This window comes from Actinomadura rugatobispora, assembly GCF_055379765.1.
Window position 1 is genome coordinate 10,283,795 of sequence record NZ_AP029191.1, and the last position, 22,878, is coordinate 10,306,672.

The window sequence follows — 22,878 nt, forward strand, 5'->3', positions numbered from 1 at the left end:
CGGAAGGCACGGCGGACCGCGGGCCGCCCCGCACGTCAGGGACGACGCGCACGCGAGCGGAGCCGGAGCACTGAGATCGATGAACCGAGGGACCTGATCGGCTCGGACGCTTCACCTCGCGGGGCCGGAGGCCGCGGACGCGGGGACAAGATCAGGAACCCATGCGCCGATGCTACACGAACGCGCCTCCCCGGCCGCTGGGACGGGCGCGCCGCCAGGCGGACTCGCGGAGCAGCCGCAGGCCGTTGAGGCCGACGATGACCGTGGAGCCCTCGTGTCCGGCGACGCCCAGCGGCAGCGGCAGGTGCCCGGCCAGGTCCCAGGTCACCAGGACGATGATGAACGCCCCGGCGATGGCGAGGTTCTGCCGCACGAGGCGCTCGGCCCGGCGCGCGAGGGCCACGGCCGTGGGGATGGCGGCCAGCTCATCGCGGACCACCACCGCGTCGGCGGCCTCCAGCGCCAGGTCGGAGCCGGCCTTGCCCATGGCGACCCCGCAGTGGGCCGCCGCGAGGGCGGGAGCGTCGTTGACGCCGTCGCCGACCACCATCACCCTGCGCCCCGCGCTCTCCATCTGCCTGACGGCGGCCACCTTGTCCTGCGGAAGCAGTCCGGCGCGCACGTCGGTGACACCGGCCTCGCCCGCCTGGCGGACGGCGGCGCGGGACGAGTCGCCGGTGAGCAGCACCGGCCGGGTCCCCGTCAGCGCCGCGAGGGAGGCGACGGCGGTCGCGGCGTCGGGCCGCAGGCGGTCGGCGATGCCGAGCACCCCGGCCGGACGGCCGCCGACGGTGACCAGGACGGCGGTGCGGCCCTGGCGGTCCAGGTCGGCGGCCGCGTTCGCGGCTTCGGCGGTGCGTTGCCCGTTCAGGCCGGACAGCAGCCGGTCCGGGTTGCCGACGCTGACGTCGACGCCGTCGACGGTGGCGCTCACGCCGCGGCCGGGGACGGAGACGAAGTCCTTCGCCGCGGCAGGCTTGAGGCCGCGCTGATGGGCGGCGCCCACGATGGCGCGTCCCAGCGGGTGCTCGCTGGGGTGCTCGGCCGCCGCCGCCAGCGCCAGCAGATCGTCACCACCGAGTCCGCTCCCCGGCAGCGGGCGGATGTCGACGACGCGTGGCGTGCCCTCGGTGAGGGTGCCGGTCTTGTCCAGGGCGACCGCGTCGACCCGCGCCAGGCGCTCGATGACGACGGCCGACTTGATCAGCACGCCGTGCCGGCCCGCGTTGGCCATCGCCGCCAGCAGCGGCGGCATCGTCGCCAGCACGACGGCGCACGGCGAGGCGACGATCATGAAGGTCATCGCCCGCTCCAGGCTGGGGCCGAGCGCGGCGCCGAAGGCCGGCGGAACCGCCAGCAGGCCGAGGGTGGCGGCCACCATGCCGATCGAGTAGCGCTGTTCGACCTTCTCGATGAACAGCTGGGTGCGCGCCTTGGTCCGTGACGCCTCCTCGACCATGGACACGATGCGGGCGATGACCGAGTCCGACGGGTTCCGGCCGACCCGTACCCGGAGCGCGCCGGTGCCGTTGAGGGTGCCCGCGAAGACCTCGTCGCCGGGCCGCTTGGCCACAGGCAGCGGCTCGCCGGTGATGGTGGCCTGCTCGACGTGGCCGGTCCCGTCCAGCACCCGTCCGTCGGCGCCGATCCGCTCGCCCGGGCGGACGAGGATCACCTCGCCGACGGCGAGCCGCTCCGTGGGCACCCTCTCCTCGCGTCCGTCTCCGGTGAGGCGGGTGGCGGTGTCCGGCGCCAGATCCAGCAGGCCGCGGACCGAGTCGGCGGTGCGCGCGGTGGCGACGGCCTCCAGGGCGCCCGAGGTGGCGAAGATGACGATCAGCAGCGCGCCGTCCAGCACCTGCCCGATGGCGGCCGCCCCGAGCGCGGCGACCACCATGAGCAGATCGACGTCCAGCGTCCGATCGCGCAGTGCCCGGATGCCCTCCCGGCCCGGCGTCCACCCGCCGGTCGCGTAGACGAGGGCGAACAGAGGGCCCCACGTCCACGCGGGCGCGTCCAGCAGGTACAGCGGCAGAGCGGCGAGGAACAGCGCCAGGGCGGCCGCGGCCCACCGCGCCTCGGCCAGCGCGAGGACGCGTGTGCGGTGCCGTGGAGCCGCCGCTTCACCGGTTCGGGGCGGAGCGGGCGTGACGCGCGTGGAGACCATGGCCGGGGTCCTTCGTGAGCACACGGGCAGGAGGCGCGCCCACTATACAGGAATAGATGAACATGTCTTCATGTAAAAGGGGCTGCGGATAGACTCACGCCATGGGTCATGCAGCCGCCAAGGCCGACAGCGTCGACAGCGCCGTCCCGCGCAAACCCCTGGACGCGGCCAGCGCCGCCAAGGTGGCCACCACCCTGCAGGCCCTCGCGACCCCGTCCAGGCTGCTGATCCTGGCCCGGCTGCGCGAAGGCCCGCTGCCGGCCACCGAGCTCGCCCACGCCGTGGGCATGGAGCAGTCCGCCTGCTCCCACCAGTTGCGGCTGCTGCGCAACCTGGGCCTGGTCACCGGCACCCGGCAGGGCCGCTCAGTGGTGTACGCCCTGTACGACAACCACGTCGCCGAGCTCCTCGACCACGCCCTCTACCACATCGAACACCTGCAACTGGGTCTCACCGAGACTCCGCGACAGGCCACCGCCGCCACCGCGAAGCCGGGCGAGTACTGACGCCGCCTGCCGCGCGCCAACGATCTACGGATGGCCGGCGGGCGGCCACAGGCGGGGGCACAGGGCAGGATCGGCGTAGTCGGGCGAGCCGTCCGGCCGGAGCGCGACCAGCCGGTCGATGTCGTGCGCGGCGCCGACCCCGCCGGGGACGTGCCGGTTGTCGCCCGGTTGCAGGTGGACGGCGATCGACCGGCGCGGCCCCGAGCCGCGGTTGGGACCGCTGCCGTGCAGCGTCCGGCAATGGTGGAAGCTGACCTGCCCGCGTTCGAGCGTGGCGCTGGCGACGCGCAGATCGTGCCTGGCGGCGAAACGCTCGATCGCGGCCAGATCCTGATCGAAGAAGCTGAGATCGGCCTGCTCGCTCCAGCGGTGGCTGCCCTGGACGAACATCACCGGCCCGTGGGCCTCGGTGATGTCGTGGAACGGTACCCAGGCGGTCAGCATCTCCCGGCTGGAGCAGACGCGCCAGTAATGGCGGTCGGCGTGCCAGCCGACGTTGCTCCGCCGCCCCTGGCCGACGGGTTTGTGGAGGAGTTGGTCGTGCCACAGCCGGATCTCCGGCACCCCGGCGAGCCGGGCGGCGCACGCGGCGATGACGGGCTGGTGGACCAGGAGCGCCAGTTCCTCGACCCGCAGTGAGGCGAAGTCGTTCTTGCGCAGCACGTCGCCGTCCGCGGCACGCCATCCCCACAGGCTCCCGTCGGGGTCGCCGGGCACTCCGTGGTCGACGTCGCCGGCGTGGTGGCGGCGCATGCCGCGTTCGGCGGCGTCCAGGACCTCGTCACCGAGGATCGGCGGGGAGATCCAGTACCCGTTCTCGCGGTAGAACGCCACATCGTCATCGGTCGGCAGCGACGTGAAGGGTAGGTTCGCCATGCCCGGGACGCTATGACGACCGGCCCTTCCGTCGCGTGCACGATCCCCGGACGCCTGTACATAATTCGCGGGTGTCCATCGACCGGCCCGCTGGACTCAGCGCCGGATTCCACGCGCACCTGCGGCGGGCGGGCGTTCCCGGACTCGTCCACGCCGGCGACCAGCACGCCCCCACCAGCTGGGTGATCCAGACCCATGTCCACGACGTCTGGGAGCTGTACCTCCAGCTGGCCGGGCCGCCGACCCGGTGGACCGTGGCCGGCCGCGCCTGCGAAGTGCCGTCGCGCGGCCTGCTGGCGGTCCCTCCAGGCGTGCCGCACGCGATGGCTGCCTCGTGCACGGCGCCCTACCACTTCTATTTCGCCGCCCTCGCGCCCGCCGCCTTCATGCCGCCGGACGACCTGCGCCCCCTCTGGCGGGAGAGCCGGCCGTTCGTGATCACGGACGCGGGGTCGATGGTCACGCCGTTCGAGCTGTTCCTGCGGGAGGTCACCGCACACGAGCCGCTGCGCGTGTCCGGCCTGGCCCACACCGCCGCCCTGCTCGTGATCGAGGCGTCCCGGCTGGCCGACGGGCCGCGGCCGGGCCGCCGTACGGCGCTGCACCCGGCCGTCGCCCAAGCCCGGCGGCTCATCGAGACCCACTTGGCCGACGGCCTGACGGTCGGTGAACTGGCCGCCGCCACCCATCTGTCGCCCGCGCACCTCACCGCACTGTTCCGCGGCGAGACCGGCGAGACCCCCGGACGGTACCGGACCCGCCTGCGCATCGAGCGGGCCCGGCTGCTGCTCGGCGAGACGGACCTGCCGATCACCATGCTCGCGGCGGATCTCGGCTACTCCTCGTCCCAGCACTTCGCGACCGCCTTCCGCCGTGAGACCGGCACGACCCCGTCGCGCTACCGGCGGGACGCCACCGCCTGAACGCCCGCTCTCGCCGCCCGGGGGCATCACCGAGATCGCCGGCGCCACCGGTTCACCGGCTGGCCGCCACCGCCCGCTGGGCGCGATCGCGGTAGCCCTGGAGCTTCTCCGAGGGGGAGATGACGCGGTGGCTGCGGGACTGGACGGACACGTCGTGTCCCTCGGCGGCCTGCCGCAGGGCGCCGACGGTGGCCTTGTCGCGGGGGATGTGGGTGAAGGGGTCGAAGGAGTACCAGCGCATGGCGTTCTGGTGGGTCATCTTGTCGATGTCGGTGTCGGGGACCTGGCAGTCGGCCAGGACCTGGTGGAGTTCTTCGGGGGCGCCGGGCCACATGGAGTCGCTGTGGGGGTAGTCGGCTTCCCAGCAGATGTTGTCGATGCCGATGTCGTGGCGCAGGCGGACGCCCAGGGGGTCGGAGATGAAGCAGGTGAGGAAGTGCTCGCGGAACACCTCGCTGGGGAGTTTGCCGCCGAAGTCCTGCAGGGTCCAGGTGGCGTGCATCTCGAAGGTGCGGTCGACGCGTTCCAGGAAGTAGGGGATCCAGCCGGTGCCGCCCTCCGACAGCGCGATGCGGATGCCGGGGAACTCCTTGATCACCCGCGACCACAGCAGATCCGCCGCCGCCGACACGATGTTCATCGGCTGCAACGTGATCAACACGTCGGGCGGGGAGTCCACGGCGGGCACCGCCAGTCGGCCCGAGGAGCCGATGTGGACGTTGAGGACGGTTCCGGTGTCGACGAGTGCGCGCCAGACCGGGTCCCAGTGCTCGCTGTGGAAGCTGGGGTAGCCCATCGCGGCGGGGTTCTCGCTGAAGGTGAGGGAGTGGCAGCCCTTGGCCGCGACGCGGTGGATCTCCTCGGCGCAGGCCTGGGGGTCCCAGATGACCGGCAGTGCCATCGGGATGAAGCGGCCCGGGTGGGCGGCGCACCATTCGTCGATGTGCCAGTCGTTGTAGGCGCGGACCAGGGACAGGGAGAAGTCGTGGTCCTCGGTGGCGAACAGGCGGGCGGCGAAGCCGGGGAAGGAGGGGAAGTTCATCGAGGCCAGGATGCCCCCGGCGTCCATGTCCTTGACGCGCTCGTTCACGTCGTAGCAACCGGGCCGGATCTCATCGAGGCCCTGCGGCTCCAGCCCGTACTCCTCTTTGGGGCGGCCGGCGACGGCGTTGAGGGCGGCGTTGGGGATGACGGTGTCGCGGAACTGCCACACGTCGGTGCCGTCGTCGCGGTGCACCAGGCGCGGCGCGTCGGCCTTGTAGCGCTCGGGCAGGTGGTTCACGAACATGTCGGGCGGTTCGATGATGTGGTCATCGACACTGATCAGGATCATGTCGTCGCGGTTCAACGACGCTTCCCTTCACTCGGAGGCGGGTGCCGGGCAGGGGAGTGACCGGCCCATGAGTCATTAGTACAATCCTGAGGAATGACCGGCATTGCACGAACGGCCGACTTGCTGCCCCCAGCGGCCACGTCCCAGTGGGTCTCGATGCGCGACAGGGCCGGGGTGACCGCGGGCGCCTACGCCTTCGAGGGCGACACCGCACGTCAACCCCACCCCTGGCACCGTCACGACCTGCACCAGCTCGAGTACGCCTTCGAGGGGATCGTCCAGATCCAGACCACGGTGGCGCGCTACCGGCTGCCCTCGCGGCAGGCGGTGTGGATCCCGGCCGGGGTGGCCCACCAGGCCTCCTTCGAGAAGGCCCGGACCGTCTCGGTGTTCTTCGACCCGGCCGTGGTGCGCGACGGCGCGGGACGGGTCCGGGTGCTGCCGGTGGAACCGGTCTTCCGCGAGATGATCATCTATTCGTCGCGCTGGCCCATAGGGCGGCGGGCCGGCACCCCGGTCGCCGACTCCTTCTTCGAGGCGCTGGCCGACCTGGTCCTGGAGCGGCTCGACCACGAGCAGCCCTACTTCCTCCCGGCCAGCAACGACCCGCTGATCACGGCGGTCATGCGCCACACCGACGAGCATCTCGACTCGGTGACGCTCGAGGACGTGTGCCGGGCCGTCACCGTGTCGGAACGCACGCTGCGCCGCCGTTTCCACGCCGCCACCGACATGACCTGGCGCCAGTACCTGCTGCACAGCAGGCTGCTGCACGCCATGACGCTCCTGACGCAGGACGACAGCACCGTTCTCGGGGTGGCGACGGCCGTGGGGTTCGACAGCGCCAGCGCTTTCAGCCGGGCCTTCCAGGGCTACACCGGGCAGACGCCGACCGCCTTCCGCAGGGAACGGCTGACCACCGCGCCCGATGGCGAGACGACCGGCCGCTGATCGTCGCGCTGCCGGGCGTGGTGCCGCTAACCTTCTAGAGCGTGACGAGACCCCGGCTTGAAGAGTTCCGGTTCGACGCGGGGGCGCTCTGCCTCGACTTCGTTGCGACGCTCGGGCGTCGCGGCGACCCGGAACACCGGCGCGTCGAGCGGATCCCGACCCCGGACCGCTTCGGCGAATGGCTGCGGGAGTGCGGCCTTACCGGCGCGGACGCGTCCCTCACCCGCGGGGATCTCGTATCCGCGGTCGTGCTCCGGGAGGCGATCGACGGCCTGGTGCGCGGCGTCCTCGGCGGTGGCGACGTCACGGCTGATGCGCGCACCGTGAACCAGTGGGCGGAGTGCCCGGTGGCGACACCGAGGTTCGACCCGCGGACCGCCACGGTGACCCGGCACAGCCCCGAGCCGGTGGCGGCCGCGCTGGCGGAGATCGCGCGCGACGCCGTCGTCACGGCCGGGCGGGCGGCGTCACTGCCCGTGCGGGTGTGCGGCATGGACGACTGCCGCATGCTGTTCATCGACCAGTCTCGCGGCAGGCCGCGGCGGTGGTGCTCCGCGAGTCGCTGCGGCAACCGCGCCAAGGTGGCGGCCTATCGTCAGCGGAACACTATCTAGATGGTGTTGCCGACGCGGACGGGACGCCTCAGGATGAGGTCATGCGCATCCACTGGGTCGTGTTCGACCTCAACGGCACCCTGTTCGACCCGAGCCCGATCTCGCGAGCGCTGCCGCCGCCGTCCGACGACGCGGCCACCGCGCTGAGCCTGCTGAACGACACGGTCTTCCAGGCGATGGCCGACACCCTCGCGGGCCGCTACCGGCCCTTCACCGAGTACCTGGGCGCCGCGGTCCGCCGCCACCTCGTCCTGGCCGGGCACCCGGCGGAGGCCGGGGTGGAGCAGGCCGTCGCGGCGGCGGGCTGCCTGCCGCCGTTCCCGGAGGCGTCGCAGGCGCTGGCCGCCCTCGCCGACGCCGGCCTCCGCATCGCCACCATCACCAACAGCCCCACCGCGACCGCCGAACGAGCACTCACCGAGGCGGGACTGCGCGACCGGTTCGCCCATGTCGTCGGAAGCGACACCTGCGAGGCCTACAAGCCGGCCCGCGCGGTCTACGACAACGGGCTGCGCCGGATCGGCGTCGACGCGTCCGACGCCTGCATGGTCGCGGCACACGGCTGGGACCTGCTCGGTGCCCATCAGGCCGGAATGCGCACCGCCTGGATCTCCCGTGGCGAGGGGCGGCGCCTGGACACCGTGCCGCTGCCCGACGTCACGGGCGACGACCTGCTCGACACCGCCAGAGCGATCGTCGCCGCCAACACCGCCTCCTGACTCTCCTGGAATCCGCTATTCGGCGGTGAGTTCCAGGAGCTGGTCGGCGGCGGTGGTGTTGCCCTGGTCGGCCAGGCGTCGCAGTTCGGCCATGTCGTCGTGTTCGGTGGCGAGTTCGATGAGCTGGTCGGTCGCGGTGGCGTTGCCCTGGTCGGAAAGGCGCCGCAGCTCGGCCATGTCGTCCCGCTCGGTGGCGAGTTCGATGAGCAGGTCGGTGGCGGTCGCGTTGCCCAGGTCGGAGAAGCGGCGGAGCTCCTCCAGGTCACCGCGGTCGGTGGCCAGTTCGATCAACTCGTCGACCGCGGACGCGTCGCCGGAGTCGGCTCGATCCCGCAGGGCGGACAGGTCGGGGTCGGTCATGACGGGTGCTCTCCCTTGCTCTGATCGGCCGCACCGGACCGTCTGGACGCCGCGGTCGCGACGGGAAGCCTGCCCGTCGCCCGAAGCTCGTCGCGATGGGCGTGCCACTCGGCCGCCAGCGCGGGCAGTCGTTCGCTGAGGAATTCGGCGAGGGCGACCATCTCCTCGAGCGGCGCGCGGCGTTCCGGGGGAGCGTGGGCCAGCAGGGCCAGCCCCTCCCGGAACAGCGCCGCATGCTCCCGGTGAATGGCCGATTCGAAGTTCTGCGGCTGCTGGGTCGCCGGATCCACGCTCACCCGGTCCATCCGCTCGCCGGCGGCACGCGTGCGGCGCGCCATCCGGTAGCCCTCCAGCAGCTTGACCGCTCCGGTGATGGCGCTCCGGCTCGCCAGCAGCGCCTCGGCCAGCTCGTCGATCGTCTGCTGCGGCGGATCGCAGACGAACAGGTACCCCAGAAGGCGCCCGGCCATCGGCGGGAAGCCGTACTGGCGTGCGTAGAAGCGGCCGACATGGTCGGCGAAGATCAACTCGGCGTCACTCGGCACACCCGCGAGGATAGCGGTGATGGCTGAGATGACACAAATCCGTGTCATTTCCGTTGGTGGCCGCGCGCACCGAAATCGCCTCTTGACGTCGGATGGAATCCCTATCTACGGTGCCCGTTACCAAATAACGGACGCCGTCCAATATTGATGGATTGGGGATCAATGTCGTTCGAGGCGACGCAACGCGCGGCGCACCACCCCGCCCCGGGAGAACCGGCGCCCCGCCCCCCGGCGGAGGTGATGCACCCGCGGTGGCTGGCCGCTCTGCCCGCCAACCCGCTCAGCGCCACCCGGACTCTGATGGACCGGATGAACCGCGAGCGCTGGGAGATCAGCCTGGTGCGCGCGGACCTGACCCCGGAGGGGGACGGGACCCTGGTCTACCGCATCGACGCGGGCGGGCACGTGCTCTCGGTGGCCGCCTTCTCCGCCGAGCCCCGCATGGTCAACCGGACACCGCGGATCATCGGGTCGAGCTGGGACGTCCTGGGCGCGCTCATGGAGGGCGAGCCCGACGACGAACGGGTCGAGCAGACCCGCCGCGAGATGCCGAAACTCTACGCGGGCCGCGCCGCCGACCGCACGTTGATCTGGTTCCGCGCCAACCGCAGCCTGCGGGCGTTCGACGAGGTGCGGGACAGCCTGGCGGCGGGGCGCCAGCCCGACGAGGAGCGGCTGCTGGAGGCGGGCTACCTGCTGCGGAACACCGGCCTGGACGGCAACGGCACCTTCGGCACCGTCGACTTCAGCGCCTACGGGCCGGACCACCCCCTGGCGCTCCCGTACCACGCGCAGATGCTCGCGGCCTACATGATGCGGGAGATCTCCTTCGACCTGGTCGAGTCGCTGGCCCGGCTGCGGGACGCGGGCGCGGCCCGCCTGGCACCCGGCCTGAAGCGGCGCGTCGCCGTCGGCAACGGCTCGGCCCTGGGGCTGGTGCTGTTCTTCATGAACCGCCCGCGGCTGGTCTCCCGATGGATCGGGCTCTACGAGGAGGCCACCGCCCGCGCCATGAGCCTCGCGTGGCCGGCGGACGCGCCCGAGCTGGACCTCTTCGACGATCTCCTCGGCCGCCTCATCACGTCCAAGGAGGAGGACCTGACCCCCTACCGGCTGTTCCCCCGCGGCCCGATGGTCGCCGGGGAGCTCCGCCAGATGCGGCGGGAACTGCGGGCGCGGCGAGCCCGCGCCCACGCCGACGGGACGGGGCTCACGCTGGGCGCCGTGGCGGCGGCGCGTCCATCGGGAACCGGCCCCGAGGCGGTCGAGCTGTTCCGCTCGACCGCGCTGGAGCTCGACCGCGAAGCCTGGGAGCCGCGCCTCGGGGAACTGGTGGTGGACGAGTCGATGCGGCCCGACCCCACCTGGTCGGTGGCGCGGTTGCGGGACGCGATCCACGCCACCGTGCCCTGGACGACGGACTACCCCCGCAACCGCGGCGACCTGCGCAACCGCGTCTGGTACAAGTCGCGCGCCTCGGAGGAGCCCCGCTCCGGCCACGCGCGGGAGATCCCCGCCGACACCTACGACCTGGCGACCAACCCGGTGGACGAGGTCGGCGCGCTGGCCGCCCTGCTGGACGGGGCGCCCGCGGACCGGCCGGTCGGCGAACTGCTGCTGGCGCACCCCTCCGCCCTCCGCGCCACAGCCCTCGTGCAGAACCTCGCCGACAGCCCGTACGCGCTGGCGCGGGTCGACTACCGGGACGACGAGCTGATCCCCGTCTACCTGATCCACGTCCTCAACGCGTTCTGCTTCGGCCTGGAGAAGACCCTGGACGCCCAGCGGCGGCTGCTGCGCGGCCTGATCTTCGAGTACGCGCCGCCGCGGGAGGCGCTGGGCGATCCGGACGCCCGCCACTGGTGGGCGGGGGGCCGTCGATGACCGGGACCAAGGTGCTCACCACCGCGCGGAAGATGCTGGAGATCATCGACGCGGTCGGGTTCTCCTCCGGGCCGGTCACCGCCGCCGAGATGGCCGACCGCCTCGGCTGGAGCCGGGGCGCGATGCACCAGTACCTGCACACCGCCAAGGAGGCGGGCTGGCTCGCCCAGGACGACGCGGGCCGGTACCACCTCAGCCACCATGTCTCGGTCCTGGCCCGGATGCGGTCCGCCCAGGCCGACATCGCCGAGATCCTCCAGCCGCGGATGCGCCAGCTGGCGGCCGACCTGGGGGAGGCGGTGTCGTTCGCGGTGCTCGACCAGGGCGGCCTGTTCATCGTGGAGCGCGCCGAGCCGGTCGGGATCTACCAGCGGCAGAAGTTCCAGACGAGCATCTCCATCACCACCTCGGCCTCGGGCAAGGCGATCGTCGCCCACCTGTCCGGGCGCGAGCGCGACCGGCTGCGGGCGGGCGGCGCCGAGCTGGCCGATCCGGAGACCTGCGCGGAGGTCGCCGAACGCGGGTTCGCCCTGGTGCGCAGCCAGTGGCTGGGCAGCGACATCACCGCGGTGGCGGTGCCGCTGATGGTCCGCGGGCACTGCATGGGGGCGCTCAGCGTGATCGCGCCGACCGTCCGGGTGGACGAGGCGGTCGTGGCGGAGATGACCCGCCGGCTGCTGGAGATGGCGCGCAACGCCTCCGCGGAACTGATCGCCGAGGAAAGGACCTTCTGATGACGATCGATCTCGAGGACACCCACGGGCTGGAGCTGAGTCCCGACGTCAGCGCCATCACCCCGCCCGAGTCGATGGCCGGGACGCTCACCGTCCACCGGCGCGAGATCAGGCTGGTGTGCGAGCGGCTGCTGATGGTGGCCGGCGTCCCGGCCGGGGCCTGCTCCGGGGCCCGCGACTTCGTCGTGGACTGCGTGGACCGGTTCGGCCAGGACGCGCTGGCGCGGTTCGGCGGGCTGTTCGGCGACCGCGCCGCCCGCCCCGTCTGGGCGCCGCCGCGCCGGACGGGCCCGCGCCGCCTCGACGCCGGCGGGCAGAGCTCGCTGCTGGTGGGGGTGTTCGTGCTGGCGGGCGCGTTCGCGGACGGGCCCGGCGCGCCCGTGACGGTCGGCGGACTGGCCGACGCCGACCTGCTCGAAGCCGGATCGCTGTGGGCGGCGGCGATCGGCCGCGGCCTGGCCGTCACCGCCGAGGGCTCGCAGGCCCGGGTGGAGGTGCTCCCCGGCGCCCCGTCCCCCTCGCCCTCGCGGATCGGCACTGGCATCGAGGTGCCCGCGGAGGTCTGGTGGCCCCTCTACTACGCCTCCAACGAGGCGCTGAGCATCGACACCGACCTGTCCCGGCTGCACACCGGGATGGCTCCGCCCCCGTCCGGAATCCTCTGACCCGGAAAGGACACCCCGTGTACATCGACGGACTCAACTGCTCGCGCATGACGCGCGACCAGCTGGTGACGCTGCGCCGGGCGCGCATCGGCGCGGTCACCACCACCTGCGGCTTCTGGGAGGACGCCACCGAGTCGCTCGACGCGGTCGCGAAGTGGCGGCACTTCGCCGAGGACAACGCCGACCTGGTGGGGATCGCCCGCACGGCCGCCGACATCCGGGCGCTGGCGGCCGAGGGGCGCACGGCCCTCCTGCTGGGCTTCCAGAACTCCTCCATGCTCCAGGGACGGCTGGCCTACGTCGACTTCTTCGCCGAGATCGGCGTGCGCGTCGTCCAGCTCACCTACAACATCCAGAACGACGTCGGCGGCAGCTGCTACGAGCCGGTCGACTCCGGCCTCACCCGGTTCGGGCACGAGGTGGTCGAGCGGATGAACCGGGCGGGGATGGTCATCGACCTGTCGCACGTCGGGAACCGCACCTCCCTGGACGCGATCGCCGCCTCCGGGCGCCCGGTCGCCATCACCCACGCCAACTGCTCCGACATCACCGACCATCCCCGCAACAAGCCCCGCGCGGTGCTGGAGGCGATGGCCGAGGGCGGCGGCGTCATCGGCGTGACGACCTACCACAACCTGACCCGCGGCTTCATCGAGACGCCCGCCGCGTGGTCGGAGATGGTCGCCCGCACCGTGGACATCGCGGGCATCGCCCATGTCGGCATCGGCACCGACGCCAACGTCGGCGGCACCGACGAGTACCGCGCCTGGATGCGCAGCGGGCGCTGGAGCCGGCGCCCGCAGCAGGGCGCGGGCCTGGCCACCGGCGCGCCGAGCAGCGGGCCGCCCGCGTGGTTCGGCGGCCCCGGCGACTTCCCCGTCCTGGACGAGGCGCTGCGCGCCCGCGGCTTCTCGGCCGACGAGACGGCGCAGCTCATGGGCGGCAACTGGCTGCGGTTCTACGACGAGGTGCTGGGCGTCCCCGCGCCCGCGCCCGTCCCGGAGCCGGCCCTCGCGAGCGGAGGAGAATGAGATGGGCACCGCTGACCCCGGCACCACCGCGACCCGGACGGGGGCGGCCGTCGCCGTCCGCGACGTCGCCATGACCTACCGGCGCAGGCGCACCGCCGTGGAGGCGCTCGCCCCGACCACGCTGGACATCCGGCCGGGCGAGTTCATCTCCCTCATCGGCCCCAGCGGCTGCGGCAAGAGCACCCTCCTGAAGATCATCGCCGGGCTGCTGGACGCGACCGGCGGCCGCGTCGAGATCGACGGGGCCACGGTCACCGAGCCCCCGCCGGGGGTGAGCGTGGCCTTCCAGAAGCCGACGCTGCTCTCCTGGCGGACGATCCGCCAGAACATCCTGCTCCCGGTGGAGCTGCGCGGCGGCGACCGCGCCGCCGCCGGCCGCCGCGCCGACGAACTTCTGGCCACGATGCGGCTGGAGGACTTCGCCGGCAGCCTCCCGCGCGAGCTGTCCGGGGGCATGGAGCAGCGCGCCGCAATCGCCCGCTCCCTCATCGACGGCCCGCGCCTGCTCCTCATGGACGAGCCGTTCGGCGCGCTCGACGAGTTCACCCGCGAGGAGCTCAACGACGAGCTGCTGCGGGTCTGGCGCGGCGAGCCCAAGACGGTCGTGTTCGTCACGCACAGCATCAGCGAGGCGGTCTACCTCTCCGACCGGATCGTGGTCATGAAGGCCAGGCCGGGCGGCATCCACGAAGTGATCGACATCGACCTTCCCCAGCCGCGGCAGCGCGACGTCCGGGCGACCGCCGGGTTCTTCGAGGCGACCCAGCGCGTCCGGGCCTCTTTGGAACAGGTGAAGAGCCAATGACCTCCGCACGCACCTCCACCCCGCCGGTCGCGCCCGCCAAGGCGCCCGGAACGGCCGCGGCCCGCCCCTGGGCCCCGCTCGGCAACGTCAACGTCCAGGCCTCCCTCCTCGGCGTCGCGATCCTCGCCGGCGCCCTGCTGCTGTGGTACCTGGCGGCCGAGCGCGCCTGGGTCTCGCCGCTCCTCATCGCACCGCCCCAGGACGTGTTCGCCGCGCTGGGCGACATGGTCGCCTCCGGGGCGCTGTGGCCGAACGTCTACGCCACGGCCTACGAGACGCTGGCCGGCCTCGCGGTCGCGGCCGTGCTGGCGTTCGTGCTCGCGGTCGTCTTCACCTTCTCCGAACCCGTCCACAAGGCCGTCTACCCGTACCTCGTGGTGATCCAGACCTTCCCCAAGGTGGCCATCGCCCCGATGGTCATCGCGGGATTCGGCTACGGCCTGGCCCCCAAGGCGTTCCTCGCCGCGCTGCTCGCCTTCTTCCCGCTGCTGGTCAACGCGATGGTAGGGCTGGCCAGCGTGGGCGAGGACCAGCACAACCTGTTCCGGTCGGTGCGCGCCGGCCGCTGGCAGATCCTGTTCAAGCTCCGGATCCCGCACGCGGTCTCCTACATCCTCCCGGCGCTGAACACCGCCGCCGTCCTCGCCTTGATCGGCGCGATCGTGGCCGAGTTCGTCTCGGCGCGGGAGGGCCTGGGCTTCGCCATCCAGGCCGCCACCCAGAACGGGGCGATCGCCGCGACCTACGCGCTGCTGATCGTCATGGGCTTCTTCGGGATCGCCATCTGGCTGTCCATGGCGGTGCTCAACCGCCTCCTGGCCCGCTACCGGGCCTGACCCCCGTCCCGCCGACGCCACTGGAGAGACCGCCATGAGGAAAGCCCGCGCGTTCCTGACCGCCGTCCTGACGCTCGCCGCGGCCACCGCGTGCGGTGCCGGGGACGGGCGCACCGAGATCACCTTCGCCGTCGCCGACCAGACGCTGAGCCCGGCCACCGCCTCCTACGCCACGGTCCCCGAGACCATGGGGTACTTCAAGGCCGAGGGCCTGCGGGTGGAGATGCAGCCGGTGGCCAACGCGGTCGCCGCGATCCAGGCCGTCGCGAACGAGCGGGCCACCTGCACCTACGGCTCGACCGCCAACGCGGTCACCGCCATCGGCCACGATCCCGGCCTGGTCATCGTGGGCACCGTCAACGGGAACATCTTCCGCACCGTCGCCCCGGCCGGGTCGGGAATCCGCACGACGGCCGACCTGGCCGGCAAGACCGTCGGGGTGAACCTCCGCGGCGGCATCAACGAGCAGCTGGTGACCGGGGCGGCCAAGACGGAGGGCAGCCCTCTGAGCAAGGACCAGGTCCTCGCCGTCGGCTACGGCGCCCAGGCCGCCCAGGCGCTGAGACGCGGCGACATCGACGCCTACTCCGGCTACGACAGCTCCAACCTGATCGTCGGTGAGCTGCTCGGCCGGGAGCTGGTCGAGGTGAGCTCGCAAACCGACGGGCTGACCGGCACGTCCGCCCTGGTCTGCCGGAAGCGGGACGTCCAGGAGCGCCCGAAGGCGATCGGCGGCCTGTTCCGGGCCTTCTTCAAGGGGATGGTCTTCTCCCAGGAGAACCCGCGCGCCGCCATCCAGATGCACTGGAAGAACTTCCCGGCCGCCAAACTGGCGGGCGGGAAGGAGACCGACCTCAGCACCGCGACCAGGATCCTGGCGCGGCGGCTGGAGATCTCGGCCGGACCCGGCTCGGCCGGCCGCTACGGGCTGCAGAAGAACGAGGACCTGCAGCACACGCTCGACACCTACCTGAAGTACGGCGTCATCAAGGACGCCGACGCCCGCGGGGTGACCGTGCAAGCCTTGACCGACTACTCGCTGGTCCCGATGTACAACGACTTCGACCCCGAAAAGTCCCGCCAGGAGGCCCGAGGGCGGTAGTGCCCATTGCACGCCCGAGCGACCGTTCGGGGCTGGGGCGACGGCTGAGGTCGTCGCCCCAGCCGGCGGCTGAGGCCGTCCGGAAGGGGAGGGCCGCGCGGGTTTCGGCGGCCCTCCGGTCAGGGCCAGATGATCTTGTTGCGCATGGTGGAGCGTTCGAGCATCCCGTAAGTTTCCTCGCCGTTCCAGCGGTACCGCACCCCCGCCTGGTGCAGTGCCGGGAAGTCCGGCATCTCGGGGCCGCGGTCGGTGACGTCGAACGTCGACAGCGCCGTCTCGCCCTCGATGCGCGTCCGCCCCCGTTCGGTCTCGAACACGACCGAGACGTCCTCACCGAAGGGCCGCAGCCTGGCGAGCCAGGGCGCCTCGACGACTCGGGCCGGGATGAGCGGGCCGTCACCGTCGAAGAGGAAGCCCTCGTTGAACGTGGGCGTCCCGTCCTCGCGGGGCGGGTAGGCGATGTAGCCGAACGCCCGGCCGCTGGGGAACACCGCGGACTGCCAGCAGTGCCCCCAGAACCCGCCGAGGTGCCGGACCCCCTGGCGCCGGATCCGCAGCCCGCTGCCGGTGAAGGCGTGCTCGTCGGCGCCGGCGCGCAGCGTTCCCTTCGCGCGGAACAGCTGCTCGTAGCGCGGGCCGCCCATGAGGTCCCCCTCGACCGACGACTCGAGCCGTTCCGCAGCGTCGGGCAGGAGCGAACCCTGGATCCACGGCGGCACCGCCATGGTGGCCTCGACGTGGAACTCGACCTCGACCGGCGGCCCGTCGACATCGCCGGCGATGAGGTTCTCGGTGGACGTCCGTACCGCCGTGCCCCGGAACGTGGCGGTCCAGGTCTTGAACGGCTCCACGCACCGGAACGCCAGCGGGCCGCCGCCCAGGACGGCGGGCCGCCCGTCGGCGTCGATCGCGGGATGGGTCTTCCCGGAGTCGCGCAGGCGGTACACCGTCCCGTCGCGGAAGGCCACGTTGAGCTGCACGCCGTGCGCCTCCCACGACGAGGCGACGGCTTCGATCCCCACCCGGGGGATGCCGAGATCGCCCCGGTCGTCGGAGATCCACATGCTGACCGAATCGCGCATCTCGGGGTCGTCGGGGCGCTCGGCGAACACCGTCTCGCGGTCGGGGCCGATACCGCCGGTGAGGTCGATGGTCATGGGTGCTCCTTTCAGCGGGCCGTCCAGCGCGCGGCGCGCGCGGTGTAGCCGGCGAACAGCGGACGGACCCGGTCGGGATCGATCCCGAACGCGGCGGGTTCGGGGTGGACGTTGGGCTCGCGCCGCGCCGCGTTCTCCTGCCACCACCGGTCCATGCCGGTCTCGAACGCCTCGGTGACCGGCTCGCCGAGCCAGGCGTACAGCCGCCTGACCTCGCCGATCGGGTCGCTCTGCATGGCGCGGAAGTCGATGTCGTGGAACCGGCCGCCGGTGTCGCGGTCGCGGAACGCCAGCGCCCGCTCCATCCCGACCGACCAGTGCTCGACGTTGAGCGCGCCGAGGTAGTGCGGGTCGACGTCGTCGCTGTATCTGCGGGTGATCTCGGCGCAGAGGTCGGCCGCCGACACGATGACCTCGGTGGGGTCCCGGTGCGTCATCACGAACCGGGCGTCGGGGAACGCCCGGTCGAGGTGGTCCAGGAACAGCAGGTGCGCCGGCGACTTGAGCCGCCACGGCCTCGGTGGGCGGCCCCACTGGAGGAGCTTCAGGACGCGGCGCTCGTACCGGTAGGCCGAGGTGAGGTCGGCCTCGTGGAGCAGCCACGAGGAGTAGGACGGGACCAGGGCCAGGCCCTGGAACATCTGGGACTTGAAGTCGAGCGCCAGCAGGGACAGGCATTCCGTGGGGCCGGTCGCGCTGGCCGGGACGAGCGCCCGGCGGCGCTTCTCCTCCCGCTTCTCCCGCTCCACCACGGCCCGGCTGCGCTCGATCCTGGCGTCGGAACCGGAGACGGTCGAGGGCGGCGGGCACGGCTTCTCCGCCTCCCACCGGCTGAGCGACCGGGCGCCGGGGTCCTCGGCCAGCAGGAAGGACAGGGCCGTCGACCCGGTGCGCGGCAGCCCGAGGCCGATCAGCGGCCGTTCGACCGGCTCGTCGTCGATCTCCGGGTGGCGCCGGTACCAGTCCTCGACCTGCAGCCGCTGTGCGAGCAGGTTGACGATGAGGCCGCGGAGGGTCTCCTGGCCCGCGGTGTGGAGGCGGGCCTCCGCGTGCAGCGAGCGTACGAGCCGTTCCAGCCCTTCGCGGAAGGAGTCGTCGCCGAAGTCGTCGAGTCCGGTCTGGGTTCGGGCAGCCTCGATCAGGTCGTGGTGCGGGGCCATGGGGTGGGTCCCTTCAGCCGTGTGCCCCGATCTGCGATGGGCGGCGTCCGGGGCACTGCTGTGGTTCGGATGGCGGGTGGGTGCCGGGCCGGTTGAACTCGAGGGCGAGGGGGAGGCCGGAATTTCGTGGCAGTGCGCTGCCGTGAATATGGTGGCAGTAGGATGCCATCAATATGAGCGTCCCGGCAATACCCGACAAGGACGGGAGTGAGCCGGCACGGCCGCGGCGGAGCTACGACAGCCCGGTCCGGCGCCGGCAGGCCGCCGAGACCCGTGAGCGGATCCTCGCCGCGGCCTCGGAACTGGTGCACGGCTTCGCGACGTGGGACTGGCGCGGGCTGACGTTCAAGGCCGTCGCCGAACGCGCCGGCGTCGGCGAGCGCACCGTCTACCGCTACTTCCCGACGGAGCGGGACCTGCACGGCGCCGTCATGCGGCGTCTCGAGGAGGAGGCCGGCGTCTCCTACGCCGGGCTCGACCTGGACGGCCTCCCCGACGTCGCCGCACGCGCGTTCGCGGCGCTGTCCTCCTTCGCCGTCTCACGCTGGACCGGGGAGTACCCGCGGCAGCCGGCACTGGTGGCCGAGGACGAGCGCCGCCGTGACGCCCTCGTCCGCGCCGTCGCCCCGTCGGCACCGGACTGGTCCGAGACCGAACGGCGGATGGCGGCGGCCGCCCTCGACGTCCTGTGGCACCTGCCCTCCTACGAGCGCCTGATCACCGCGTGGAACCTCGACGACGATCAGGCGACCCGCACCATCTCCTGGGTCATCGGCGTGCTCGTGGACGCGATCCGCGACGACCGGCGCCCCGACCCCGGATCCGAACAAGGGTGACGCTCTCAGTGGGATGTTCGGTCTGCGACGACAACGCGCGCCTCGGCTCGCTGCCGCCGCGCGAGCTCATCGCGGCCGACCGGTACTGGCGGGCGGCGCACGCGTTCGGCACGGGCACGCCCGGCTGGCTGGTCCTGATGCCGCTCCGGCACGTGACCGCCGTGGCCGAGCTGACCGATGCCGAAGCCGCTGTTCTCGGGGAGTGGCAGGTGCGGTTGTCGCGGGCTCTGCACGCGGTGACCGGGTGCGTCAAGACCTACGTCGCCCAGTTCGCCGAGGCCGAGGGCTTCGCCCATGTCCACTTCCACATCATCGCGCGGATGGACGACCTGCCTGAGGAACGGCGCGGGCCCCGGGTGTTCACCATGCTCGGACGGTCGGAGGAGCACGATCTCAACATCACCCGGCGCGACGAGATCGCCGTCGAGGTCCGGCGGTACCTCGAGGCGCGGGGGTGGCCGGTCACTTCTCCGTTCCGGCGATCGCGGATATGAGGGCCGCGAGCCGTTCGGGCTGTTCCTCGGGCAGGTAGTGGCCCGCTTCCTCGACCAGATGGCCGCTGACGTCGTTCGCCGCCTGCTCGACGGAGGCCAGCCAGCTCAGCGCGATGCCGTGGACGGCGCCGACGACGGCGACGGGCTGGTCGAGCCGGGCCTCGCGGCTCAGGCGGCGGTTGTCCTCGATGTCGGTCGGCAGCGCGCGGTAGTAGCCCATCGTCGACCGGACCGCCCCGGGCGCCGACAGCGCCCGCGCGTAGACGTCGAGTGCCGCGGCGTCGATCGCGTCGGTGACGTGGAGGCCGATCGAATCGCGCAGGAAGAGGAATTCCAGGTAGGCGCGCTCGCGTCCCGCCAATAGCAGCTCGGGCAGGTCCGGAACCATGTTGAAGCCGAAATGCCAGGACCCTCCGCGCAGCGGATCGGCGGCGGTATCGCTGTCGCCGAGCCCGGGAATGCCCGCCTCGACGAAGGTGACGGTCCTGACCGAATTCGGGAACAGCGCCGCGAGCGGGTAGGCGACCTGCCCGCCGACGTCGTGGCCGACGACGTGATAGCGGTCGTGGCCCAGCCGGGCCATGAGCCGGTGGAGTATCCGGGCCACGTTCTTCTTGTCGTATCCGCCGTCCATCCGCGAACTGGCGCCGAAGCCCGGAAGGTCGGGCGTGACCACGGTGAACCTGTCGCTCAGCAGCGGGACCACCGACCGCCACGCGTGGCCGGTCTGCGGCCAGCCGTGCAGCAGCAGGAGGGGCTCGCCGGCTCCGGTGACCGCGCAGTTCAGCACGGCGCCGGGGACGCGGAGCCGCCGCGGGGGCCCGAGGGGGGAGTCGCGATGGGGCATGAGCCGAGTATGAGGGCGCCGCGGCCCCGGAGAAGCACCGCGATTCCCGCTCAGTGGAAATCGCCGATTGAACACGGGCGGGCGGTGCGGCTGACTGGTCCCAGCGAAGCCGTTAATCGTCAGGAACGAGGAAGCCGGCATGATCGAGGGAATGAAGGTCCTCAGTTTCTCGCATTTCGTGCAGGGGCCCGCCGCCTCGCAGTACCTCGCGGATCTGGGCGCGGACGTCACCAAGGTCGAACCCTTCGGCGGAGCCTGGGAACGCCGGGCCGGGAGCGCCGGAATCCGCCTCGGCGACACGAGCGTGACCTTCCTTTCCGTCAACCGGAACAAGAAGTCCATCGCCGTCGACCTGAAGCACCCGGACGCGCTCCGCGTCCTCCGGCCGCTCATCGGGACGTGCGACGTCCTCATGGAGAACTACCGCGGCGGGGCCCTGGAGAAGCTGGGGCTGGGGTACGAGGCGGTGCGTGAGATCAAGCCGGACATCATCTACGCCTCGGCGACGGGCTGGGGCTCGTCCGGGCCGATGGCGGGCAAGCCCGGCGTCGACCTGCTCGTGCAGGCCCGTTCGGGGCTGATCTCGGTCACCGGTGACGCCCGCGAGGGAGCCACGGCCGCCGGCACGCCCGTCGCGGACCACCACGGCGCGGCGCTGCTGGCGATGGGCGTCCTGGCCGCGTACGTCCGCAAGCTCGCGACCGGGCGCGGCACCCGCGTCCAGTCCAGCCTCCTGGGCGCCGGGCTGGACCTGCAGGCGGAGTCGCTGGCCCTGTACTACTCGGGCGGCAAGGGCCAGGACGACGTCCGCCGCCCCGGCTCCCTCGCCGCCTGGTTCATCGACCCTCCCTACGGCGTCTACCGCCTCCTCGACGCGCACGCGGTCATCGCGCTGAGCGGCGCCATGGACGACTTCGCCGCCGCCCTCGGCTCCGCCGAACTGGCGGCCTTCGACCAGGAGGCGCGCCGCACCCGGCGCGAGGAGTACACCGCGCTCCTCGCCCGGACCCTGGCCGGCTGGACCTACCGGGATCTGGCCGAACGCCTGGAGCCCCGCGGATTCTGGATCGAGAGGGTCGCCACCTACGACGACGTCCGGAACGACCCGCAGGTGGCGGAGGAGGGGCTGCTCATGGAGATGCCCGTGGGCGACACCCATGCGACGGTGCTCAACCATCCGATCCGCTACGACGGCCGGCTGCCCGAACTGCGCACCCCTCCGCCGGAACTGGGCGAGCACACCCGCCCGGCGCTGCGCGAGGCGGGCTTCGGCGACGCGGAGATCGACGACCTGATCGCCTCGGGCGTCGTCGCGTCCCGCGAGAACGGGGCGCCGCGGTCATGAAGGCGCTGATCTGCGACCGTCTCGGCACGCCCGACCTGCTGACGGTCGCCGACCTGCCCGAGCCCCGCCCGGGACCCGGCGAGGTCGCGGTCGCGGTGGCCTACGTCGGCCTCAACTTCCACGACACCCTGATCGTCGCCGGCCGGCACGTGGTCAGGCCGGACCCGCCCTTCTCGCCGGGCAGCGAGTACTCCGGCGTGGTGACCGCCGTGGGCGGCGGCGTGGCGTCGGTGGCCGTGGGCGACCGGGTCGCGGGCAACGAGGAGTTCGGCTGCGCCCGGGAGACGATCATCGTGCGGGCGGACCGGGTGACGCGGCTGCCCGAGGACGTGCCGGACCGGCAGGCCGCCACCGTCCTCGTCGCCTACGCGACCGCGTACCACGCGCTCGTGCAGCGGGCGGGGCTCAGGGCGGGGGAGACCCTGGCCGTCCTGGGCGCGGCGGGCGGGGTGGGCTCCGCGGCGGTGGACGTCGGCCGGCTGCTCGGCGCCAGGGTCATCGCCTGCGCCTCGTCGGACGAGCGGGCCGGGGCGGCCCGCGCCCAGGGGGCGGAGACGACCCTGTCGTACGGGGACGGCGGCATCAAGGAGCGGATCAAGGACGCCACCGGCGGCCGCGGCGCCGATGTGGTCTTCGACCCGGTCGGCGGTGACGTCGCCCTGGCGGCGGTGCGGGCGCTGGCCTGGGAGGGCCGCCATCTGGTGGTCGGCTTCGCGGCGGGGACGGTGCCGGCGCTCCCGCTGAACATTCCCCTCGTCAAGGGCGCCTCCGTGGTCGGCGTCTTCTTCGGCGAGTTCGTCCGGCGCGAGCGGGAGGCCCACGAGCGGAACCTGGCGCAGATCTTCGACTGGGCGCGGCGCGGTGAACTGCGCCCCCGCGTCCACGGGGTCGTCCCTCTGGACGAGGGCGCGGCGGCGCTGACGGAGCTGGCCGCCGGGCGGGTGCGCGGCAAGATGCTGCTGCGGGTCTCCGGGCGGGCGGAGTAGCG

The 22,878-nt window shown here is 72.5% G+C and carries 24 protein-coding genes; 16 read left to right on the forward strand and 8 right to left on the reverse strand.

What is annotated here, in order from left to right:
• Window positions 1-172: 172 nt before the first annotated feature.
• Window positions 173-2,167 (reverse strand): heavy metal translocating P-type ATPase, encoded by a 1,995-nt coding sequence (locus tag ACZ466_RS45980; protein WP_378291129.1) that lies wholly within the window; start codon window positions 2,165-2,167, stop codon window positions 173-175.
• A gap of 101 nt (window positions 2,168-2,268) precedes the next feature.
• On the opposite strand from ACZ466_RS45980, the gene ACZ466_RS45985 reads away from it, so the two are divergent.
• Complete coding sequence (locus ACZ466_RS45985; protein ID WP_378291131.1) at window positions 2,269-2,673, forward strand: ArsR/SmtB family transcription factor; 405 nt, start codon at window positions 2,269-2,271, stop codon at window positions 2,671-2,673.
• Window positions 2,674-2,697: 24 nt separating this feature from the next.
• Here the strand turns inward: ACZ466_RS45985 and ACZ466_RS45990 are convergent, their stop codons facing one another.
• Window positions 2,698-3,549, reverse strand: a complete 852-nt coding sequence (locus ACZ466_RS45990) for a phytanoyl-CoA dioxygenase family protein (RefSeq protein ID WP_378291133.1) — start codon at window positions 3,547-3,549, stop codon at window positions 2,698-2,700.
• A 71-nt stretch (window positions 3,550-3,620) separates the two neighbouring features.
• Between ACZ466_RS45990 and ACZ466_RS45995 the strand changes: the two genes are divergently transcribed.
• A complete protein-coding gene (locus tag ACZ466_RS45995) occupies window positions 3,621-4,472 on the forward strand; it encodes a helix-turn-helix domain-containing protein (RefSeq protein WP_378291135.1) in 852 nt (283 codons plus the stop codon).
• Window positions 4,473-4,524: 52 nt separating this feature from the next.
• Here ACZ466_RS45995 and ACZ466_RS46000 read toward each other — a convergent pair whose 3' ends face one another.
• Window positions 4,525-5,820 carry an amidohydrolase family protein gene (locus tag ACZ466_RS46000; RefSeq protein ID WP_464041964.1) on the reverse strand — a complete coding sequence of 432 codons (1,296 nt, stop codon included), beginning with the start codon at window positions 5,818-5,820 and terminating at the stop codon, window positions 4,525-4,527.
• Window positions 5,821-5,898: 78 nt separating this feature from the next.
• Between ACZ466_RS46000 and ACZ466_RS46005 the strand changes: the two genes are divergently transcribed.
• From ACZ466_RS46005 to ACZ466_RS46015, 3 genes are read left to right on the forward strand one after another with little or no spacing between them, the layout of a single operon-like run.
• The gene (locus ACZ466_RS46005; protein ID WP_378279245.1) at window positions 5,899-6,756 is read left to right on the forward strand and encodes an AraC family transcriptional regulator; all 858 of its coding nucleotides are present in this window, start codon (window positions 5,899-5,901) and stop codon (window positions 6,754-6,756) included.
• A gap of 41 nt (window positions 6,757-6,797) precedes the next feature.
• A complete protein-coding gene (locus ACZ466_RS46010) occupies window positions 6,798-7,370 on the forward strand; it encodes a CGNR zinc finger domain-containing protein (protein WP_378279247.1) in 573 nt (190 codons plus the stop codon).
• 41 nt (window positions 7,371-7,411) lie between these two features.
• A complete protein-coding gene (locus ACZ466_RS46015; RefSeq protein ID WP_378279250.1) occupies window positions 7,412-8,089 on the forward strand; it encodes a haloacid dehalogenase type II in 678 nt (225 codons plus the stop codon).
• Window positions 8,090-8,104: 15 nt separating this feature from the next.
• Here ACZ466_RS46015 and ACZ466_RS46020 read toward each other — a convergent pair whose 3' ends face one another.
• A complete protein-coding gene (locus ACZ466_RS46020; RefSeq protein ID WP_378279252.1) occupies window positions 8,105-8,449 on the reverse strand; it encodes a hypothetical protein in 345 nt (114 codons plus the stop codon).
• Window positions 8,446-8,994 carry a GbsR/MarR family transcriptional regulator gene (locus ACZ466_RS46025; protein WP_378279253.1) on the reverse strand — a complete coding sequence of 183 codons (549 nt, stop codon included), beginning with the start codon at window positions 8,992-8,994 and terminating at the stop codon, window positions 8,446-8,448. Before ACZ466_RS46025 ends, ACZ466_RS46020 begins: the two co-directional genes overlap by 4 nt.
• Before the next feature lie 162 nt (window positions 8,995-9,156).
• On the opposite strand from ACZ466_RS46025, the gene ACZ466_RS46030 reads away from it, so the two are divergent.
• Genes ACZ466_RS46030 through ACZ466_RS46060 form a run of 7 tightly spaced genes read left to right on the forward strand, consistent with a single transcriptional unit; the run spans window position 9,157 to window position 16,051 of the window.
• Window positions 9,157-10,878: a hypothetical protein gene (locus tag ACZ466_RS46030; protein ID WP_378279255.1), complete on the forward strand. Its 1,722-nt coding sequence runs from the start codon at window positions 9,157-9,159 to the stop codon at window positions 10,876-10,878.
• Entirely contained in the window at window positions 10,875-11,612 is a 738-nt protein-coding gene (locus ACZ466_RS46035; protein ID WP_378279257.1) for an IclR family transcriptional regulator, read from the forward strand. Before ACZ466_RS46030 ends, ACZ466_RS46035 begins: the two co-directional genes overlap by 4 nt.
• Window positions 11,612-12,277 carry a hypothetical protein gene (locus tag ACZ466_RS46040; RefSeq protein ID WP_378279259.1) on the forward strand — a complete coding sequence of 222 codons (666 nt, stop codon included), beginning with the start codon at window positions 11,612-11,614 and terminating at the stop codon, window positions 12,275-12,277. Before ACZ466_RS46035 ends, ACZ466_RS46040 begins: the two co-directional genes overlap by 1 nt.
• Before the next feature lie 17 nt (window positions 12,278-12,294).
• On the forward strand, window positions 12,295-13,308 hold the full coding sequence (locus ACZ466_RS46045) for a dipeptidase (RefSeq protein ID WP_378279260.1): 1,014 nt from the start codon (window positions 12,295-12,297) through the stop codon (window positions 13,306-13,308).
• 1 nt (window position 13,309) lies between these two features.
• Window positions 13,310-14,113, forward strand: a complete 804-nt coding sequence (locus ACZ466_RS46050; protein ID WP_378279262.1) for an ABC transporter ATP-binding protein — start codon at window positions 13,310-13,312, stop codon at window positions 14,111-14,113.
• On the forward strand, window positions 14,110-14,949 hold the full coding sequence (locus ACZ466_RS46055; RefSeq protein ID WP_378279264.1) for an ABC transporter permease: 840 nt from the start codon (window positions 14,110-14,112) through the stop codon (window positions 14,947-14,949). Before ACZ466_RS46050 ends, ACZ466_RS46055 begins: the two co-directional genes overlap by 4 nt.
• A gap of 34 nt (window positions 14,950-14,983) precedes the next feature.
• Window positions 14,984-16,051: an ABC transporter substrate-binding protein gene (locus ACZ466_RS46060; RefSeq protein ID WP_378279266.1), complete on the forward strand. Its 1,068-nt coding sequence runs from the start codon at window positions 14,984-14,986 to the stop codon at window positions 16,049-16,051.
• A gap of 119 nt (window positions 16,052-16,170) precedes the next feature.
• Here the strand turns inward: ACZ466_RS46060 and ACZ466_RS46065 are convergent, their stop codons facing one another.
• The gene (locus tag ACZ466_RS46065) at window positions 16,171-17,208 is read right to left on the reverse strand and encodes a hypothetical protein (protein ID WP_378279267.1); all 1,038 of its coding nucleotides are present in this window, start codon (window positions 17,206-17,208) and stop codon (window positions 16,171-16,173) included.
• Window positions 17,209-17,219: 11 nt separating this feature from the next.
• A complete protein-coding gene (locus ACZ466_RS46070; RefSeq protein ID WP_378279269.1) occupies window positions 17,220-18,368 on the reverse strand; it encodes a sulfotransferase family protein in 1,149 nt (382 codons plus the stop codon).
• 173 nt (window positions 18,369-18,541) lie between these two features.
• Between ACZ466_RS46070 and ACZ466_RS46075 the strand changes: the two genes are divergently transcribed.
• Together ACZ466_RS46075 and ACZ466_RS46080 are read left to right on the forward strand one after the other, a co-directional pair.
• Window positions 18,542-19,204, forward strand: a complete 663-nt coding sequence (locus tag ACZ466_RS46075) for a TetR/AcrR family transcriptional regulator (RefSeq protein ID WP_378279271.1) — start codon at window positions 18,542-18,544, stop codon at window positions 19,202-19,204.
• Complete coding sequence (locus ACZ466_RS46080) at window positions 19,201-19,698, forward strand: HIT family protein (RefSeq protein ID WP_464041965.1); 498 nt, start codon at window positions 19,201-19,203, stop codon at window positions 19,696-19,698. Before ACZ466_RS46075 ends, ACZ466_RS46080 begins: the two co-directional genes overlap by 4 nt.
• On the opposite strand, the gene ACZ466_RS46085 is transcribed toward ACZ466_RS46080, so the two are convergent.
• On the reverse strand, window positions 19,667-20,545 hold the full coding sequence (locus ACZ466_RS46085) for an alpha/beta fold hydrolase (protein ID WP_378279275.1): 879 nt from the start codon (window positions 20,543-20,545) through the stop codon (window positions 19,667-19,669). The two genes, ACZ466_RS46080 and ACZ466_RS46085, sit on opposite strands and share 32 nt — an antisense overlap.
• 139 nt (window positions 20,546-20,684) lie before the next feature.
• Here ACZ466_RS46085 and ACZ466_RS46090 point away from each other — a divergent pair, with 139 nt between their 5' ends.
• Together ACZ466_RS46090 and ACZ466_RS46095 are read left to right on the forward strand one after the other, a co-directional pair.
• Window positions 20,685-21,890 carry a CaiB/BaiF CoA transferase family protein gene (locus tag ACZ466_RS46090; RefSeq protein ID WP_378279277.1) on the forward strand — a complete coding sequence of 402 codons (1,206 nt, stop codon included), beginning with the start codon at window positions 20,685-20,687 and terminating at the stop codon, window positions 21,888-21,890.
• The gene (locus ACZ466_RS46095) at window positions 21,887-22,876 is read left to right on the forward strand and encodes an NADPH:quinone oxidoreductase family protein (RefSeq protein WP_378279279.1); all 990 of its coding nucleotides are present in this window, start codon (window positions 21,887-21,889) and stop codon (window positions 22,874-22,876) included. Before ACZ466_RS46090 ends, ACZ466_RS46095 begins: the two co-directional genes overlap by 4 nt.
• Window positions 22,877-22,878: the final 2 nt, after the last annotated feature.